16 protein-coding genes are annotated in these 15,615 nt (G+C 65.5%); 10 read left to right on the top strand and 6 right to left on the bottom strand.

Going from position 1 to position 15,615, the window contains the following annotated elements; genetic code table 11:
• Positions 1 to 29: 29 nt before the first annotated feature.
• From RVU70_RS09200 to RVU70_RS09170, 7 genes are all read left to right on the top strand, one after another.
• On the top strand, positions 30 to 272 hold the full coding sequence (locus RVU70_RS09200; protein WP_363345512.1) for a hypothetical protein: 243 nt from the start codon (positions 30 to 32) through the stop codon (positions 270 to 272).
• A gap of 91 nt (positions 273 to 363) precedes the next feature.
• Positions 364 to 588, top strand: a complete 225-nt coding sequence (gene pufB, locus RVU70_RS09195; RefSeq protein ID WP_363345510.1) for a light-harvesting antenna LH1, beta subunit — start codon at positions 364 to 366, stop codon at positions 586 to 588.
• 12 nt (positions 589 to 600) lie between these two features.
• The gene (gene pufA, locus RVU70_RS09190) at positions 601 to 786 is read left to right on the top strand and encodes a light-harvesting antenna LH1, alpha subunit (RefSeq protein WP_363345508.1); all 186 of its coding nucleotides are present in this window, start codon (positions 601 to 603) and stop codon (positions 784 to 786) included.
• A gap of 88 nt (positions 787 to 874) precedes the next feature.
• Positions 875 to 1,699: a photosynthetic reaction center subunit L gene (gene pufL / locus RVU70_RS09185; protein WP_363345506.1), complete on the top strand. Its 825-nt coding sequence runs from the start codon at positions 875 to 877 to the stop codon at positions 1,697 to 1,699.
• A 17-nt stretch (positions 1,700 to 1,716) separates the two neighbouring features.
• Positions 1,717 to 2,691, top strand: a complete 975-nt coding sequence (gene pufM, locus RVU70_RS09180; protein ID WP_363345504.1) for a photosynthetic reaction center subunit M — start codon at positions 1,717 to 1,719, stop codon at positions 2,689 to 2,691.
• On the top strand, positions 2,688 to 3,716 hold the full coding sequence (gene pufC, locus RVU70_RS09175; RefSeq protein WP_363345502.1) for a photosynthetic reaction center cytochrome PufC: 1,029 nt from the start codon (positions 2,688 to 2,690) through the stop codon (positions 3,714 to 3,716). The genes pufM and pufC overlap by 4 nt, the downstream gene beginning before the upstream one ends.
• A 96-nt stretch (positions 3,717 to 3,812) precedes the next feature.
• Positions 3,813 to 4,142 (top strand): hypothetical protein, encoded by a 330-nt coding sequence (locus RVU70_RS09170; RefSeq protein WP_363351284.1) that lies wholly within the window; start codon positions 3,813 to 3,815, stop codon positions 4,140 to 4,142.
• A 9-nt stretch (positions 4,143 to 4,151) separates the two neighbouring features.
• Here RVU70_RS09170 and bchJ read toward each other — a convergent pair whose 3' ends face one another.
• From bchJ to bchI, 5 genes are all read right to left on the bottom strand, one after another.
• Complete coding sequence (bchJ, locus tag RVU70_RS09165) at positions 4,152 to 4,763, bottom strand: bacteriochlorophyll 4-vinyl reductase (RefSeq protein WP_363345500.1); 612 nt, start codon at positions 4,761 to 4,763, stop codon at positions 4,152 to 4,154.
• Complete coding sequence (bchE, locus tag RVU70_RS09160) at positions 4,744 to 6,402, bottom strand: magnesium-protoporphyrin IX monomethyl ester anaerobic oxidative cyclase (RefSeq protein WP_363345498.1); 1,659 nt, start codon at positions 6,400 to 6,402, stop codon at positions 4,744 to 4,746. The genes bchJ and bchE overlap by 20 nt, the downstream gene beginning before the upstream one ends.
• Positions 6,403 to 6,496: 94 nt before the next feature.
• Positions 6,497 to 7,393, bottom strand: a complete 897-nt coding sequence (gene bchO, locus RVU70_RS09155; protein ID WP_363345496.1) for an alpha/beta fold hydrolase BchO — start codon at positions 7,391 to 7,393, stop codon at positions 6,497 to 6,499.
• Positions 7,390 to 9,162 carry a magnesium chelatase subunit D gene (locus tag RVU70_RS09150; RefSeq protein WP_363345494.1) on the bottom strand — a complete coding sequence of 591 codons (1,773 nt, stop codon included), beginning with the start codon at positions 9,160 to 9,162 and terminating at the stop codon, positions 7,390 to 7,392. The genes bchO and RVU70_RS09150 overlap by 4 nt, the downstream gene beginning before the upstream one ends.
• Complete coding sequence (bchI, locus tag RVU70_RS09145; RefSeq protein WP_363345492.1) at positions 9,159 to 10,265, bottom strand: magnesium chelatase ATPase subunit I; 1,107 nt, start codon at positions 10,263 to 10,265, stop codon at positions 9,159 to 9,161. The genes RVU70_RS09150 and bchI overlap by 4 nt, the downstream gene beginning before the upstream one ends.
• Before the next feature lie 270 nt (positions 10,266 to 10,535).
• Here bchI and ppsR point away from each other — a divergent pair, with 270 nt between their 5' ends.
• The 3 genes from ppsR to RVU70_RS09130 are packed head-to-tail and all read left to right on the top strand — an operon-like array spanning position 10,536 to position 14,666.
• Entirely contained in the window at positions 10,536 to 11,846 is a 1,311-nt protein-coding gene (ppsR, locus tag RVU70_RS09140) for a transcriptional regulator PpsR (protein ID WP_363351152.1), read from the top strand.
• 34 nt (positions 11,847 to 11,880) lie between these two features.
• The gene (locus tag RVU70_RS09135; RefSeq protein WP_363351150.1) at positions 11,881 to 14,067 is read left to right on the top strand and encodes a GAF domain-containing protein; all 2,187 of its coding nucleotides are present in this window, start codon (positions 11,881 to 11,883) and stop codon (positions 14,065 to 14,067) included.
• Positions 14,064 to 14,666: a biliverdin-producing heme oxygenase gene (locus RVU70_RS09130; RefSeq protein WP_363351148.1), complete on the top strand. Its 603-nt coding sequence runs from the start codon at positions 14,064 to 14,066 to the stop codon at positions 14,664 to 14,666. The genes RVU70_RS09135 and RVU70_RS09130 overlap by 4 nt, the downstream gene beginning before the upstream one ends.
• On the opposite strand, the gene RVU70_RS09125 is transcribed toward RVU70_RS09130, so the two are convergent.
• On the bottom strand, positions 14,667 to 15,584 hold the full coding sequence (locus tag RVU70_RS09125) for a cobalamin B12-binding domain-containing protein (protein ID WP_363351146.1): 918 nt from the start codon (positions 15,582 to 15,584) through the stop codon (positions 14,667 to 14,669).
• Positions 15,585 to 15,615: the final 31 nt, after the last annotated feature.

Genomic DNA, 15,615 nt, shown 5'->3' with positions numbered 1-15,615 from the left:
GTCAGACGTTTCGCAAGGAAGGAGAAGCCATGAGTTCGACGACCTATTCGCCTCCATCGACTCGCGGCGGGGGATTCAAAGCGTCGCTGCTGTTTGGCGCGCTCTTTCCCGTGTTTCTCGCCGCCGCCCTTATCTGGCGCGCGCTGCCGTTTTCCGCCGAAGACGGGTCGCCGCCAAAATCCGTGATCGGCGAGACGCGCGAGAACCTGTCCATTGCAATTTCATATGCGCTGATGGCGCGGGCCATGCTGCAGAGCTTCGCCCGGGATTAAGCCCGGTGCGGAACGCCTGTCGCGACCTTTTTTGAGGGCCGCGATGCTTCGGCCGCGTAAGGCGTGCGCGGCATTGCTAACGGAGTCAATCATGGCCATCGATAAAGAGCGGAGTTCTCTGTCGGGACTGACAGAGGCAGAGGCTGTGGAGTTCCATAGTCTCTTCATCAAAAGCTTCCTGATCTTCACTGTCATCGCGATCATCGCGCATGTGCTGGTGTGGAACTGGCGACCCTGGCTGCCCGGCCCCAAAGGATACGCGCTGCTCGACGGCGTGACCAACGCTGCGCACGCCGCGCTGACCCTCATCGGCTAATAGGAGTTGGCCATGTACAAGATATGGCTGCTTTTCGATCCCCGCCGCGTGCTCGTCGCGCTGGGCGCCTTCCTGTTCACGCTGGCCCTGCTGATCCACTTCATCCTGCTCAGCACCGACCGGTTCAATTGGCTGGAAGGGCCGCGCGTGCAGAAGACCGGACAGATCGAAACGCTTGCGCCGACATCGTTCGGCTAATCGCTTTGCTGTCTCGCCGCGGACGGATGCGCCGTCCCGTTTCCGCCCGCGGCCCAAAAAACGTTGATTTCCCATCGGAGGCGCGGCCATGGCCATGCTGAGTTTCGAGAGAAAATATCGCGTGCGCGGAGGCACGCTCATCGGCGGCGACCTCTTCGATTTCTGGGTCGGTCCCTTCTATGTCGGCTTCTTCGGCGTCACGACCGTCATCTTCGCGGGTCTGGGCACGGCGCTCATCATCTGGGGCGCGGCGCTGGGGCCGACCTGGAATCTGTGGCAGATCAACATCGCGCCGCCCGATCTCAAATACGGCCTTGCGCTCGCGCCTCTAAAGGAAGGCGGTCTGTGGCAGATCATCACGATCTGCGCGACCGGCGCCTTCGTGTCCTGGGCGCTGCGAGAAGTCGAAATCTGTCGCAAGCTCGGCATCGGCTATCACGTGCCGGTCGCTTTCGGCTTTGCGATTTTCGCCTATGTGTCGCTGGTCATCATCAGGCCATTGCTCCTCGGCGCCTGGGGATACGGCTTCCCCTACGGCATCATCAGCCACCTCGACTGGGTCTCGAACACCGGCTACCAGTATCTGCATTTCCACTATAATCCCGCCCATATGATCGCCGTGTCGTTCTTCTTTGCGACATGTTTCGCCTTGTCCCTGCATGGCGCCCTCGTGCTGTCGGCGACCAATCCGCCGAAGGGCGAGGCGGTCAAGACCCCCGAATACGAAGACACTTTTTTCCGCGACGTCATGGGCTATTCGATCGGCACGCTGGGCATCCATCGGCTCGGTCTGTTTCTCGCGCTTGCGGCCGTCTTCTTCAGCGCCGTGTGCATGATCATCAGCGGCCCGTTCTGGACTCGCGGCTGGCCCGAGTGGTGGAACTGGTGGCTCAATCTTCCCGTCTGGCGCTGAGGCAAGGGAGAGAATCCGTGGCCTATTATCAAAACATCTTCACGCAGGTGCAGGTTCGCGGCGCCGCGGCGGAGGCGGGCGTCCCGATCCTCAACGAGGATCGCAGCTCTGCGACCTTCTCCTATCTGCTCGGCCGTCTCGGCAATGCGCAGATCGGCCCGATCTATCTCGGTTACACCGGCCTCGTGTCGCTTCTCTTCGGCTTCATCGCCTTCGAGATCATCGGCCTCAACATGTGGGCCTCGGTGAACTGGGACCCCATCCAGTTCGTGCGCCAATTGCCTTGGCTCGCGCTCGAACCGCCGAAACCGCAATATGGCGTCCAGATCCTGCCGCCGCTCAGCGAAGGCGGGTGGTGGCTCATCGCCGGCTTTTTCCTCACCGCGTCGGTGCTGCTGTGGTGGTGGCGCGTCTATCGGCGCGCCCGGGCGCTGGGGCTCGGCACGCATACGGCCTGGGCCTTTCTCTCGGCGATCTGGCTTTATCTCGTGCTCGGTTTCATCCGGCCGCTGCTGATGGGGAGCTGGAGCGAGGCTGTGCCATTCGGGATCTTTCCGCATCTCGACTGGACCGCGGCGTTTTCGATCCGCTACGGCAATCTCTTCTACAATCCCTTCCATATGCTCTCCATCGCGTTCCTCTATGGCTCGGCGCTGCTCTTCGCCATGCATGGCGCGACCATTCTCGCGGTGGGACGTTTCGGGGGCGAACGCGAGATCGAACAGATTCTCGATCGCGGCACGGCCTCCGAGCGTGCGGCGTTGTTCTGGCGCTGGACGATGGGCTTCAACGCGACGATGGAGTCGATCCATCGCTGGGCCTGGTGGTTTGCGGTGCTGACGCCGCTGACGGGCGGCATCGGCATCCTTCTCACGGGCACGGTCGTCGACAATTGGTATCTATGGGGCGTCGTGCACGGGATTGCGCCACAATATCCGCATGTCTTCCCGCCCGTCGTCGATCCGGCTCTCGCCACGGGAGGCGCGCAATGAGAATCGCTCTCTCTCTGCTCGGGGCCGTCATCGCGACGCTTCTGACCATCGCCATGCTGGTGACCGCGGGCTGGGTGCTTCCGCCGATCTACGGCGTGCAGACCGGCTTTCGCGGCGTCGGCCAGCAACAGCTGATCAGCGCGCAAGACAAGCGCATTCTCGAAGCGGCCAACGCGTTGCCGGCGGCAATCGACAAGGCAGACCCTTCCGGCGAGCGCGCGACGCAGGCCTATAAGAATGTGAAGGTGCTCACCGACCTCAGCACCGAGCAGTTCAACCGTGTGATGGTCGCGATCACGCAATGGGTGTCGCCCGAGCAGGGCTGCGCCTATTGCCATAACACGGAGAATCTGGCCGACGACGGGCTTTATACGAAGATCGTCGCGCGGCGCATGCTGGAGATGAACCGCCAGATCAACACGGCTTACACGTCGCATGTCGCCGACACGGGCGTGACCTGTTACACGTGTCACCGCGGCCAGCCCGTGCCGAGCAACATCTGGTTCGAGAATCAGGGCGGTCCGCATGCGGGCGGCATGTCGGCGCATAATTACGGCTTTGGCCATCCGACGAAGTCGAACGGCCTGACGACCATGCCGGTTGATCCGTTCAATCCGCATCTCCTCGGCGACGACAAGATCCGCGTGCAAGCCACCACGGCCTTGCCTGAGGGAACGTCGAACGCCTCGCTCCAGCAGACCCAGCAAACCTATGCGCTGATGATCCACATGTCGGAGGCGTTGGGCGTCAATTGCGGCTTCTGTCACAATTCGCGCTTTTGGGCCGGTTGGGACCAAAGCAACCCGCAACGCGCCGTCGCCTACAACGCTCTCGACATGATGCGCGAACTAAACGCCGTCTATCTCGAACCGCTGCATGCGACCTATCCGGCGAATCGGCTCGGTCCGCTCGGCGACAGTCCGAAAGCCAATTGCGCCACGTGTCATCAGGGGGCGAGCAAGCCGCTTCTGGGCCAAAGCATGGCGAAGGACTTTCCCGAGCTCGGCGGCAAGGCGAGGCCCTGATCTAAGCGACGCCTGGTCGGCGCCCTCCGGCCAGGCTGCCTCACGCGGCGCATAAGAGGCTTTCCGTTTCTCGGAGGAAAATGAAAGGACTTGACCGTGTGCACAGTCGACAAGGCCTTGCAGGACGACTGCATCAGCATTGTGCAGAGGCGTGACGAGGAAGGCGCGTTTCTGATCCGCGTGGGCGCGCTGCAGACGGTCGTCACCATCCGCTTACGTCGCACATGGGGATCGCGCATCGTCTATCGTCAGAGCCACGCGATCAAGACGCCGCGTCAACCCTGCCCCAACTGGAGCTGCGCCTCGGAGGCCGATTCGCCCGGCGATGCGCTGCGCAAGGCGATCAACGGGTTGACGCTGCATTACCGGATGGCGGTCGGCGAAGGCTATCCGCCGGCGGAAGACTGGCTCGTCCCGGCGAATTAGCCGGGCGCGCTACCAGCGAACCTCGAAAACGCAGGCCGGCCCGCCGGTCGCCTCGCATGCTGTTTCCACGACGCGGACTCCTGGTCCCAGCATTGCGCCGAACACGCGCTCGAATGTCGCGGCGAAATAAGCGCAAGCAGGTTCGCGCGTGTGGAGCTCCTTGCAGATTGGCGAGCCCTTCAGCCGCAGCGTGAGCGTCGTCGAAAACGCATAGCCGAAATCTCCGCCGCCGGCGAAAGTCCAGGCATGGCGCGCGATCGCCGCGACGAGAATGCGGGCCGCCAGCGCGCGCGGCATTCTCTTCAAGACGCGTTGCGCCATTGGCGGAATGCGATGCGTCAGGAGATAGTCGCCCGTCCGCCGTCCCGCGTCTCGCGAAACATCCGCCGCTCGGGATTCGCCCAGCCTGTCAATTGCGACGCGATGCAGCTTGGCGACGTCCGTTTCCAAAACCATCTGCGTCGGCGGCTCCGCAAGATATTTGGTCAGCCCTGCGGACGCGAAAATCTCCTCGCAGAGCGAATCGTCGCCCGCAGCCGACAAGGCTTCCGCCATGCGGGTGATGGCGTTGGGGCCGATGACGGCCGGTTTGTTCGCCGCCTCAATGAACGCGATGTTCATGCGCTTTGGCGCTTTCCTGCGCGATCACGGCGTCGAGCGGCGCCTCGCTCAGCGCCTCCTCGAACTGCTGTTTGCTCCCGCCGCAGGCCATCGCCTGGGCCGCCTCGTGCATTGTGCTGGCGGGCCGGTTGTGCGTGACCTGCCACTCGACATCCTCGTCCGCCGCGCGCTGTCGCGTCGTGTCGAAGTCGAATTTTACCTTCTTGCGCGACTGCGGCCCCCAATAGTCGACCTTGCCGAGGTCGTAGAATTTGCGCTCGAAGCCGGCCTTGAGGAAAGCCTTCAGACAGCCGAGAAGATAGCGTCGGCGCTGGCCGCTGCCCGCCCAGGGATAGGAAAACAGCGCCTTTTTCATATAGAAGCGGCGGTAATTGTTCATCACGCGGTCGAGCAGTTCGCCGCGGTCCATCGCCTGCGGCTTGATGATGGGCGTAACGAAATTGTATTTCTCGTAGTCGAAGATCTCGACCTTGTCGCCGAGCTCCTTGAAGAGATCGGAGAAAGGCCAAGGCGTATACATCGACCAATTGGCGAGGTCGGGTTTCCAGTCCTGCGCCATGCGATAGGTCTCTTCCAGCGTTTCGGCCGTCTCATTCTCGAGACCGACGATGAATTGCGCCTCGACGACAATGCCCGCATTGCGCAACAATTCGACCGCGCGCTTGTTCTGCGCGACCGTCGTCTCCTTGTTGAAGAGATCGAGTTTGAGCTGCGCCGCCGCTTCGGTGCCGAGCGAGACATGGATCAACCCGGCCTTGCGGTAGAAGGGCAGAAGCGCTTCGTCGCGCAAGATGTCGGTGACGCGCGTATTGATTCCCCAGAGGATGTCGAGCTTGCGGTCGATCAGCTCCTGGCAGAAGGCGACGAATTTCTTCTTGTTGATCGTCGGCTCCTCGTCGGCGAGGATGAAAAAGCCGACTCCATGATCGCGCATCAGCGTTTCGATCTCGTCGACGACTTTCTTCGGATCGCGAATGCGGTAGTCGCGCCAGAATTTCCACTGGCTGCAGAAGCTACAAGTAAAGGGGCAGCCTCGCGCCATATTGGGGATGGCGACCTTCACGCCGAGCGGGATGTAATTATATTTTTCCCAGTTCAGAATGCCCCAGTCGGCGACGATGTCGTCGATATTCTTCACGGTCGGCGCGGCGGCCGTCGCGACGACCTTGCCGTCCTGCGCATAGGCGAGGCCCTTGATCGTCTCGCGTTCGGCAGGCCAGCGTTTTTCGTCGATGGCGCGGATGAGATTGACGATGATTTCCTCGCCTTCGCCGCGCACGATGGCGTCGATCCAGGGCGCTTCCGCCAGCACCTGGCGATACATGAAAGTGGCGTGCACGCCGCCGAGCACCGTGATCGCGCGTGGGGCCGCCTCCTTGGCGAGCTTCAGCGCCTGCTGCGCCTTGTAGATCGACGGCGTGATCGACGTGGCGCCGACGACGTCAGGATCGTAATCGACAATCGCCTCGCGCAGGGCGTCGTCGCCCACGTCGAAGGTCATGGCGTCGATGAATTTTATGTCGGAGTAACCGGCCTTCTTCAACGCCCCGGAGAGATAGGCGACCCAGGCTGGCGGCCAATTGCCCGCGATCTCCGCGCCGCCGGAGTGATAATTGGGATGGATGAAGAGGATGCGCATGGCTGTCCCTTTCGCGGGCGTCAATCGGACCGAGCGTAAAACAAAATTGACACTTTGCAAATTTATTCGCGCACGCGGGCAGCGGCGTATGGTCTCAGGTTTCGCTTTCGGCGATGTCAAAGACGAGCTGCGCAAAGCGGGACGGCGCTTCTTCATGCGCCAGATGACCGAGCCCCTGAACTGAATGGAGATGCGCGTTTGTAAGCCGAGCGGCGATTTTGCGCGCGCCTTCGGGGGGAACCGTCTTGTCGTTCTCGGCGACGATGAGATGAAAGGGCACGCGCAAGCGCGGCAAGTCGCGGTTGAGCGCGCGCAGATCCCAATGCGCCATCATGCTGAGCGCGGCGTTGACATGCGCCGGGTTCTGCATAAGCCGCGCGTAGAGGGCGACGCCGCGCGCGTCGATTTTCGATCCTGTGCCGTCGAGAAGGCGCGTCACCGCGGCGCGATTGGCGCTCCAGGCGAAATAGCGGGGCGCGAGCGGATTGAGAAACAGCGCCTTGGCCAGCGTCGGCAGCAGATAGCCGGCGACGCCCTCGAACGGCGCGAGCGCGCCATTCAACGCGATGAGCCGTTCGGGCGCGATCGCGCCGTCGAGCGCAAGCCGCGCCAGCACGGCCGCGCCCGCCGAATGGCCGACGGCGATCGTGGGCGACAGGCCGATCGCGTCGAGCAGGGCGGCGACGGCGCGCGCCATGCCGGGAAGCGACTGCGTGCGCGCGCCGCGCGAGGACGAGAAGCCATGGCCCGGAAGATCGGGCGCGACGACACGATAGCGTTTTGCAAGAAGCGGCGCGAGATCGCGCCATGAATGCGTCGACGCGCCGGTTCCGTGCGCCAGCAGCAGGGTCGGGCCGTCGCCCATGATCTGCACATGCCAGACGAGGCCGCCCGCCTCGATCATCCGGCTCGAGGCCCGGTTCGGCCAATCGGCGCCGACCTCAGCGAGCGTGAGCGGGTGGAGCGGCTCGAACAAGGCGAGCGCGCTCACGCGCTGATCGCCGCGGCGCGCACCGCCTGCGAGAGACGCGCTGCGTCCACGAAGGGCAAACGCAGATAGCGGGCCTGCATGGCGTCCGCGATCTTGCGGGTCGGCGCGTCGGCGCCGCTCGCCACGGGGGACGAGTCCACGGCGAGCGCCGCATAGCCTGCGTCGCGCAGTCCGCGCGCGGCCGAAAGCGCGTCCTCCAGCGCGCGGGCGCGGCCCGGGGCGCCGGCGCGATCGATGTTCGCCTTGCCGTCGGTCAGCAAAACGACGAGCGGCGTCTGCCCCTTGCGCCTGACGCTGTCGGCGAGCGCCGCGGCCGCGTCGAGCGCGAGCGCAAGCGGCGTGCCGCCGCCGCCGGGCAGCGCCGCCAACAGCCGTTTGGCGCGCGCCAGCGCCCGCGTCGGCGGCAAGGCGATTTCGGCCCGCTTGCCGCGAAAGGCGACGAGCGCGACGCTGTCGCGGCGCACGTAACAGTCGGCGAGCATCAGTTCGATCGCGCCTTTGACTTCGGCCAGCCGCTGCGCGGCGGAGGAGCCGGAAGCGTCGACGACAAAAATGGCCGCCGTGCCGCGCCGCTCGCGAAAGCGCCTGACGCGAAAATCTTCAGGGCGGATGCGAAGGGCGAGCGGCGGCGCGTCGGGGGTTTCGGCGCGGCGCAGCGTCTGCCAGGGCGCGGCGGCCCGAAGCGTGTCGATCAGGCTGAGACGGCCGTCGCGCGGCGCGCCGCGCCTCACATTCATCGGGCGGCCGCGGCGCGCCGACACGCGTTCGGCGCCGGAATGGCCGCCCCGCGGCGACGGCGCGCGCGATCGTTCGCCTTGTTCCAGTCGCGCCAAGAGGTCGGCTGGAAGCGCTACGCGGGCGGCGGCGACGACGACATCCTCCAGCGCCTGCTGAGCTCGCCCTTCGTTGTCGTTTTTCGGCTCCTCGGGGCTCGCGTCGGTCTCGTCGGGCGCCGCGTCGGCGGTCTCGTCGGGCGGCGCCGGCAGGCAGGTGGCGCGCGGCGCCAAGACGTAGCGCGCGGCGACCTCGAGATCGACGTCTTCGACGACGCGTCCGCCGCGCAACGCGCAGGCCGCCCGCGCCACGCGGCGCGCCAGCAAGGGCGCGCGCAAGGAGAGAACGCCGAGACGCGCCGCGGCGACGACCAGCGCGGCGATCGCTTCGTGCGGCGTCACGACATCGGCAAGGCGCGCCCGCGCCGCGACGACGTCCTGGGGCGTCACCTCCCACGCCCGGCCCCCGCAAGGACGCAGCCCTTCGAGATCGAGATGGATGGCGAGGCGATCGAGCAGCGCCGCCGGCGGGCGTTCGTCGGGCTCATGGCCTTCATCGAGCGCGACGAGGCCGACGCGGCAGTCTTGTCGACCCGCAAGCCCGTCGCGCGCCAGTTCGATCCTGCCGTCGTCGAGCGCCGCGACGAAGCGGGCGGCGGTCGCGCTGCTGTGCCGCTCCGCCATGGCGAGCACCAGCACGCCGCCATCCGTCTGCGCGAGGAGGCCGGTTTCCGCGATCGGGCGCCCCGCGCGAAGCGTCGCGGCGAGGTCGAGGCCGCCGAGCAGACGGTCATCGGCGATGGCGAGCGGCGCCCGGCGCATCGGCGCGCCTTCGGGCAAATAGGCGCGCAGCAGAGCGAGCCAGGCGTCGCGCGCGGGTCCGGGCGGGGCGCGCAGCGTGACGCCGGACTGCAGGGGATCGACGGCGAAGAGCGCCGCCGCGACGCGCGCCCGGGTCCAGGCGTCGTCGCGCTGCGCAGACGCCCCGCCGGTCATGCGCCAAAGGTCTCGTCGATCGCCCGCGCGACGCGGATGGCCGAGCCGGCTTCGTCGAGCGGATTGCGTCGCAGGCGATGGCCGAGCGCGAAGGCGGCGACCCGCCGCAATTCGGTTGCGCCGACCGCCGCTTCGCCTTCGAAAGCCGCGAGCGCGCGGGCGGCCCGCAACAGGGTGAGCTCGCCGCGAAGCCCGTCGGCGCCGAGCGCGACGCAGAGCCGGGCCGCTTTTTCGAGCACGGCGTCCGACGTCTCGATGTCGCCGACGCGGCCGCGCGCGGCGCCGATGCGGCGGCGCAGCTTCTGCTCCTCGGCGGCGAAGGCGCGATGGAAGCGCGTTGGATCGCGCTCGAACGCGTCGCGCCGCCGCACGACCTCGACGCGCGTGGCGATGTCGGTCGGGGTTTTCACGTCGACGGCGAGACCGAAGCGATCGAGCAATTGCGGCCGTAACTCGCCCTCCTCTGGATTGCCGCTGCCGATGAGAACGAAACGCGCCGGATGGCGCACGCTCAGCCCCTCGCGCTCCACGACATTCTCGCCAGAGGCGGCGACGTCGAGCAGGAGATCGACAAGATGATCTTCGAGCAGGTTGACTTCGTCGATGTAGAGAAATCCTCGATTGGCCTTGGCCAACAGGCCCGGCTCGAACGCCTTTTCGCCGCGCGTCAGCGCGCGTTCGAGGTCGAGGGCGCCGACGACGCGGTCTTCGGTCGCGCCCAGCGGCAGATCGATGACGGGAACCGGCCGCAGCGCCGTTTTCAAGGAGCCTTTCCGACAGGCGTCGCAAAGCGCCGAGGTCGCAGCCGGATCGCAATTATAGGCGCAGTCGCTGACGGCGCGCATCCGCGGGAGCAGGCGCGCCAGCGCGCGCACGGCCGTGGATTTCCCCGTTCCGCGATCGCCGAAGACCAGCACGCCGCCGACCGACGGGTCGATCGCCGCGAGCAGAAAGGCGAGCTTCATATCGTCCTGGCCGACGATCGCGGAGAAGGGAAATGGCGCGGGAGCGCCGAAAGGCCGCGGCGCGGCGGCTGGCGTCGTCTGAACGGCCTGCGGCGCGTGGGCCGCTTCCTGCGGGAGCTTGACCTGAATCGGCGCCATTCGCCCCCCTCGCGCGCGAGACAAGCGCGCCTTACGCTCCATATGTAACTCTTACTTTACACCTGTGCAGGGCGAACGCAAGTCCAACCAACGACCGGCAACATTATTTCGACGCTGCGGCACGGAAACGTAGCAATTTTTTCGGCCAAACCCCATTATGTAGGGGGTGACTGAAGGGGGCTCGGTTCGCACTATGACTTCCATCGCCGACGGCACGCAGGCAATGGATCGCCGCGCGGGCGCGCGCGCCGCGCCGCATTGAGCGTGACGATGACCGACAAAGCCTATACCCGCCCTGATTTGACGCTGACGCTCGACGAGGACGGCGTCATCCAGAAGGTCGTGACCGCTGAGTCGCTGGCGCGAGAACCGCTCGACCAATGGCGCGGCCGGCGCTGGGGCGAGACGATCGATCCCGCCATCGACAGCCTCACGTTGAAAAAAATCGAGGATGTGCGTCTGCGCGGCGATCCTTCCTGCTTCCAGGTGCGTCAGCGCTTTCCCAGCGGCCTCGAGTTGCCGATGGAATATACGACCTTCAGCCTCGGCGAGGCCGGATTCATCGCCATTGGCCGCAATCTGGAGGCGATCAGCGAATTGCAGGCGCGTCTGCAACTGGCGCAGGAGGCGCGCGAACGCGATTATTGGAAGATGCGCGAAATCGAGACGCGCTATCGCACGCTGTTCGACGCGACGACGGAAGCCGTTGCGCTGGTCAACGTCCCCGATCTGCGCGTTGTCGAAGCGAATTTTCGCGCGGCGAAGGATCTCTATCTCTCGCCGGGCGCACCATTCCTGCCGCAACTTTCCCAGCGCGATCGGCGCGCGCTCGATCAACTTCTCGAAAAGACGCGCGAGCAAGGGCGCGCGCCGGGAATCGTCATTCAACCAACGCCGTCAGCCGGATTGTGGAGCCTGCGCGCGTCGCTCATGAACGCGGAAGCCAGCGCGGTTTTCATCTGCCAGCTCACGCCGATGCGCGAGGCCGACAACGCCTCCCACGCCAGCGGCGTGTCGATTGCGTCGTTTATAGATCGCTTGCCCGAAGGCTTTGTCGTCATCGATTGCGACGGGATCGTGCGGGCCGCCAATGGGGCCTTTCTCGATCTCGTTCAGCTCGGCGCGGAAGTCGCGGCGATCGGCTCTAAACTGACGCGCTGGCTGTCGAGCCCGGGCGCCGACGCCAATGTCGTGATGGCGCTCATTCGCAAGCACGGCGATCTGCGTCGTTTCCAGACGCGCATCGACGGCGAACTCGGTCAGTCGACTCCCGTCGAGATTACGGCCGTCGGCGACGACGCGGACGCGCCCAATTATTTCGGGCTTCTCGTTCGCGACATTCGTCACGCGTCCGGCCAGCCTTCGCGCGAAGTCGCCGATCGGGGGCTGTCGATCGAGGCTTTGGACAACCGCACGCTCGAAGCGATTGTGCGCATGTCGACGGAAGCGATCGAACGCAAGGCGATTTTGGCCGCGCTCGAACAGTGCAATAGTAATCGCACGGCCGCCGCGCGCCAACTCGGCCTCAGCCGTCAGGGCCTTCACGCCAAGTTGAAAAAATACGGCCTCGAAAGAAAATAGGCGCCAAACGCCTGACCAAAGGGTAGCTTACGCCGTGACGCTCGACCCTTCCGCTTCGCCTGCCTTCGGGACGGCCACCCTCTCGAATTGCGAACGCGAGCAGATCCACCTCGCGGGCTCCATCCAGCCCCATGGCGCATTGCTCACCTTGTGCGCGGCGGACGGCCGCATCATGCAAGAGAGCGCCAACGCGGCGTCCTTTCTCAAAATGTCGGCTCCGCTGAAGGGCCTGCGCCTACGCGATCTCGGCGGCGATCTGTGGACGCAAATCGAGGGTCTCGTCACGCAGCCGGCCTCGTCCATCCCCTTCGCGCTGCGCTGCTTCGCGGGCGCCGGCGGCGCGCCGCTCAATGCGCTCTTGCACAAGGCGCCGAGCGGCGAGTGGGTTGTCGAATTGGAACGCGCCGGCCCGATTGTCGATTACACCAAGGCGATCGATCGCGGCGTCGACACGATCCTGACGTCGGCGAGTCTGCGCGGCCTTTGCGACGTCAGCGCCGCGATGTTTCGAGACCTTACCGGCTATGACCGCGTCATGGTCTATCGTTTCGACGAAGAAGGGCATGGCGAGGTTTTCGCCGAAACCAGACGGCCGGAACTCGAGGCGTTCCTCGGCAACCGTTACCCGGCCTCCGACATTCCGCAGATCGCGCGCCGCCTTTATGAACGCAATCGGGTGCGTCTCCTCGCCGACGTCGACTACACGCCCGCCCCGCTCGAACCCCGTCTCTCGCCGGCGACCGGCGAGGAGCTCGACATGTCGCTGTGCTTCCTGCGCAGCGCTTCGCCGATCCACATCCAATATCTCAAAAATATGGGCGTCGCCGCCACTCTGGTCGTCTCGCTGATGGTCGCCGGCAAACTCTGGGGGCTGATCTCCTGTCATCATTACGCGCCCCGATTGCTCCCTTTCGAGATGCGGGCCGTGTGCGAATTGCTCGCCGAAGTGATCGGCACGCGGATCGCGGCGCTCGAAAGCTTCGCGCAGGGACAGGCCGAACTCGCGGTGCGCCGGCTCGAACAGCGCATGATTCAAAGCGTGTGCCGGGACGGCGATTGGCGCGGCGCGTTGTTCGACAGCGCCCATGCGCTGCTGCTGCCGCTCAATGCGACAGGCGCGGCGCTGCTTTTCGAAGGCAAAATGCGCATGATCGGCGAGGCGCCGGGAACCGAACAGATCAGCGAGCTCGGCCGCTGGCTGGCGCCGCGATTGGCGGACGGCGTCTTTGCGACCTCGGCGCTCGCGGCGGAGGCGCCGCAGTTCGCGCCGCTGGCCGGCGTGGCGAGCGGCGTCGCCGCGACGCGTATCTCCAGCGAGCCGGACGAGATGCTGATCTGGTTTCGAAAGGAGCGTATCCGCACCGTCACCTGGGGCGGCAATCCCTTCAAGCCGCCTTCGGACAGCGACGATCCGAGCGAATTGTCGCCGCGCCGCTCCTTTGCGCAATGGCATCAGGTCGTGGAAGGCACGTCGGACGCCTGGTCCCCGGCCGATCGCGCCGCCGCGCGGCTGATCGGCGAAAGCGTCACCGACGTCGTCATGCAGTTTCGCGCGCTGCGCATCCTGATTGCGAAGGATCAGCTCGACCATGTGCTGCGACAGGTCCATTCGGCCGATCAGCAGATCATCGTCGCCGGCACGGACGGCCATGTTCTCGAAGCCAATCGCGCGCTCAACGATCTGCTCGGCGCGTCGGGGCCGATCAAGAGTCTCGACGACTTGCCCGGTTTTTTCGTCGACTCGGCGGCGGTCGCGCGAAGCCTCGCCGCTCTGCGCGAGACGGGCGCGCCCTGGCGCGGAGAAGCTTTGCTCATGACGGCGTCAGGAGAGACGCTGCCCGTCGCAGTGCGCGGCGATCCGGTGCTCGCGTCGCGCGACCGCGTGCTCGGCTATGTCGTTCTGTTTACGGATTTGACCGAGCGGAAAGCAGCCAATATGGCGCGCGAGCGCTTCCGCCACAGCGTCATGCTGAGCCAGCGCCGCTTGATGGGCCGAATCGATTCGCGTTCGGCGCTCGCTGTGGAAGGCCTGATGTCGCGCATCATCGACAATGCGCAATTGGCGGCTTTGGAAATCGCTGACGGGCTCGACACCGCCGGCATCCCCGACACATTGGAGAGCGTACGCGCCTCGGTGGCGCGCGCCGCGGAAGTGCTCGAGCAGATCTCCCGCGCCGCAAAGCAAAGGGAGCGCGCACGCGGCGCGCCAAAAGCGCCATGAGGGTCGGGCGCCTGCGGGAGCGGCTGCGCGCTGCGACTTCCGAATCGCATGAGCGGCTGCATCGCCATCCGGGCCTCGCGGCGGCCGCGAGCGGCGCGATCGACCTTAGCGGCTACCGGGCGTTGCTGATGCGGCTTTATGGCTTTCATCGCCCCGTCGACGCCGGCATGGGCGCCCATGCGCTGTTGACGGATGAAACGCCGCGGTCGCGTCTGCTCGAGAGCGATCTCCAAGCGCTCGGCGTCGCGCGCGATCAACAGGACGTCTTGCCGCGCTGCGCCACGCTGCCGCTCTTGACAGATGACGCGCAAGCGCTCGGCGCGCTTTACGTTGTCGAAGGCTCGGCCCTGGGGGGCGCCGCCATCGCCCGCGCGGTCGCGCCTGTGCTGGCGCCGCTCGAGGGCGACGGCTGCCGGTTTTTTTCAAATGACAGCGGCAAGCGGCGCGGCTGGCCGCAGCTTCTCGTCCGACTCGAGTCGCTGTCCGGCGAGTCGCAGGAGCAGGCGACGATCGACGCGGCCGTTGCAACATTTCTTGCGTTTGAAGCCTGGATGAAAGACTGGGCGCCAAAAACGGATGCGCGTCCTTTTTGCGTCTGACTATGCAGGCGGCTGACCGTCGTCACGCGGCCTGGCGGCGGCGTTGTGCGCCGCGGGGCGACTGTGATGACGCGCATGCTTCGTCGGCTGGCGCAGCAATAGTCTCCGCGCCAGCAAGCTTGCGCTCGCCGCGTCGCTCGCCATCGCGTCTGCCCCCACCTGCGCGACGAGATTGGGCTGGGCGCGAAACAGCGGCCCGCCGACGAGTACGGCGATCGCCGGATTGACCGACGCGGCCCGCCCCGACTGAATGGCGCGGCACAAGGTCTCGAGGCCGGCTTCGGCGCTCAATGAAAAGCCCAGAACCGCGAACCACTCGCCCGCCACGGCGTCCGCGACGTCATGGGCCTCGACGCCCTTTTGCAGGTCCACGTCCCAGCAGGCCTGACGCATGAAACACGCGACCATGTCGAGGCCAAAGATATGACTTTCTCCCGCGAGGGCGCATAACAACACGCGATGGCCCTCGGCAAACGTCGATTCACAAACGCCGCTGAAAGCGCACAACATCTTCTGAAGGCGCGCAACGCCAATGGTGACGTCGACGAAGCTGCACAGATCTTCCTCCCACAGAGCGCCGAGATGACGCGCGGTCTCGGCCATCAGCCCAAGGTACAACGCTTCCTCGGAGCGTCCGCATGCGCGCATTTTATCGAGGAACCGATCCGCCGCAGTCATGTCGTCTTTGATCAGGATCGCGCCGAATTCTGAGATTTCAGCGCAGGAGAAAGCGCGTTCCGCGTCCTTTGCCGAAAGCTCGTGGTGGAGCATGTGCAGGCGCGGGACGATGTCGTCGAAAATGACTGAAGCAAGGCGCTCCGGGTTCGGGCCCGGGCGGCTCGCAAAAAGCTTCGCCAGCTCCCCGCAGGTCGATGCGTCTAAATGCTCGCCCACTTCCAATTCGCCACGGCTGCTCATCGATGGCCTCCCGGCTGCGCATAACGGCGTA

The organism is Methylocystis echinoides, assembly GCF_040687965.1.
In the GTDB taxonomy this organism is placed as follows: domain Bacteria; phylum Pseudomonadota; class Alphaproteobacteria; order Rhizobiales; family Beijerinckiaceae; genus Methylocystis; species Methylocystis echinoides_A.
This window is presented reverse-complemented; position numbering and strand designations above follow the sequence as displayed.

Excerpts from the sequence above, each read along its gene's own strand:
- bchE (WP_363345498.1), bottom strand. The coding sequence starts at position 6,402 with ATGCGCATCCTCTTCATCCATCCCAATTATCACTCCGGCGGCGCGGAG.
- bchJ (WP_363345500.1), bottom strand. The coding sequence starts at position 4,763 with ATGAACATCGCGTTCATTGAGGCGGCGAACAAACCGGCCGTCATCGGC.
- pufL (WP_363345506.1), top strand. The coding sequence starts at position 875 with ATGGCCATGCTGAGTTTCGAGAGAAAATATCGCGTGCGCGGAGGCACG.
- bchI (WP_363345492.1), bottom strand. The coding sequence starts at position 10,265 with ATGGCGCCGATTCAGGTCAAGCTCCCGCAGGAAGCGGCCCACGCGCCG.
- pufB (WP_363345510.1), top strand. The coding sequence starts at position 364 with ATGGCCATCGATAAAGAGCGGAGTTCTCTGTCGGGACTGACAGAGGCA.
- RVU70_RS09150 (WP_363345494.1), bottom strand. The coding sequence starts at position 9,162 with ATGACCGGCGGGGCGTCTGCGCAGCGCGACGACGCCTGGACCCGGGCG.
- RVU70_RS09125 (WP_363351146.1), bottom strand. The coding sequence starts at position 15,584 with ATGAGCAGCCGTGGCGAATTGGAAGTGGGCGAGCATTTAGACGCATCG.
- pufA (WP_363345508.1), top strand. The coding sequence starts at position 601 with ATGTACAAGATATGGCTGCTTTTCGATCCCCGCCGCGTGCTCGTCGCG.
- RVU70_RS09200 (WP_363345512.1), top strand. The coding sequence starts at position 30 with ATGAGTTCGACGACCTATTCGCCTCCATCGACTCGCGGCGGGGGATTC.
- RVU70_RS09130 (WP_363351148.1), top strand. The coding sequence starts at position 14,064 with ATGAGGGTCGGGCGCCTGCGGGAGCGGCTGCGCGCTGCGACTTCCGAA.
- pufC (WP_363345502.1), top strand. The coding sequence starts at position 2,688 with ATGAGAATCGCTCTCTCTCTGCTCGGGGCCGTCATCGCGACGCTTCTG.
- ppsR (WP_363351152.1), top strand. The coding sequence starts at position 10,536 with ATGACCGACAAAGCCTATACCCGCCCTGATTTGACGCTGACGCTCGAC.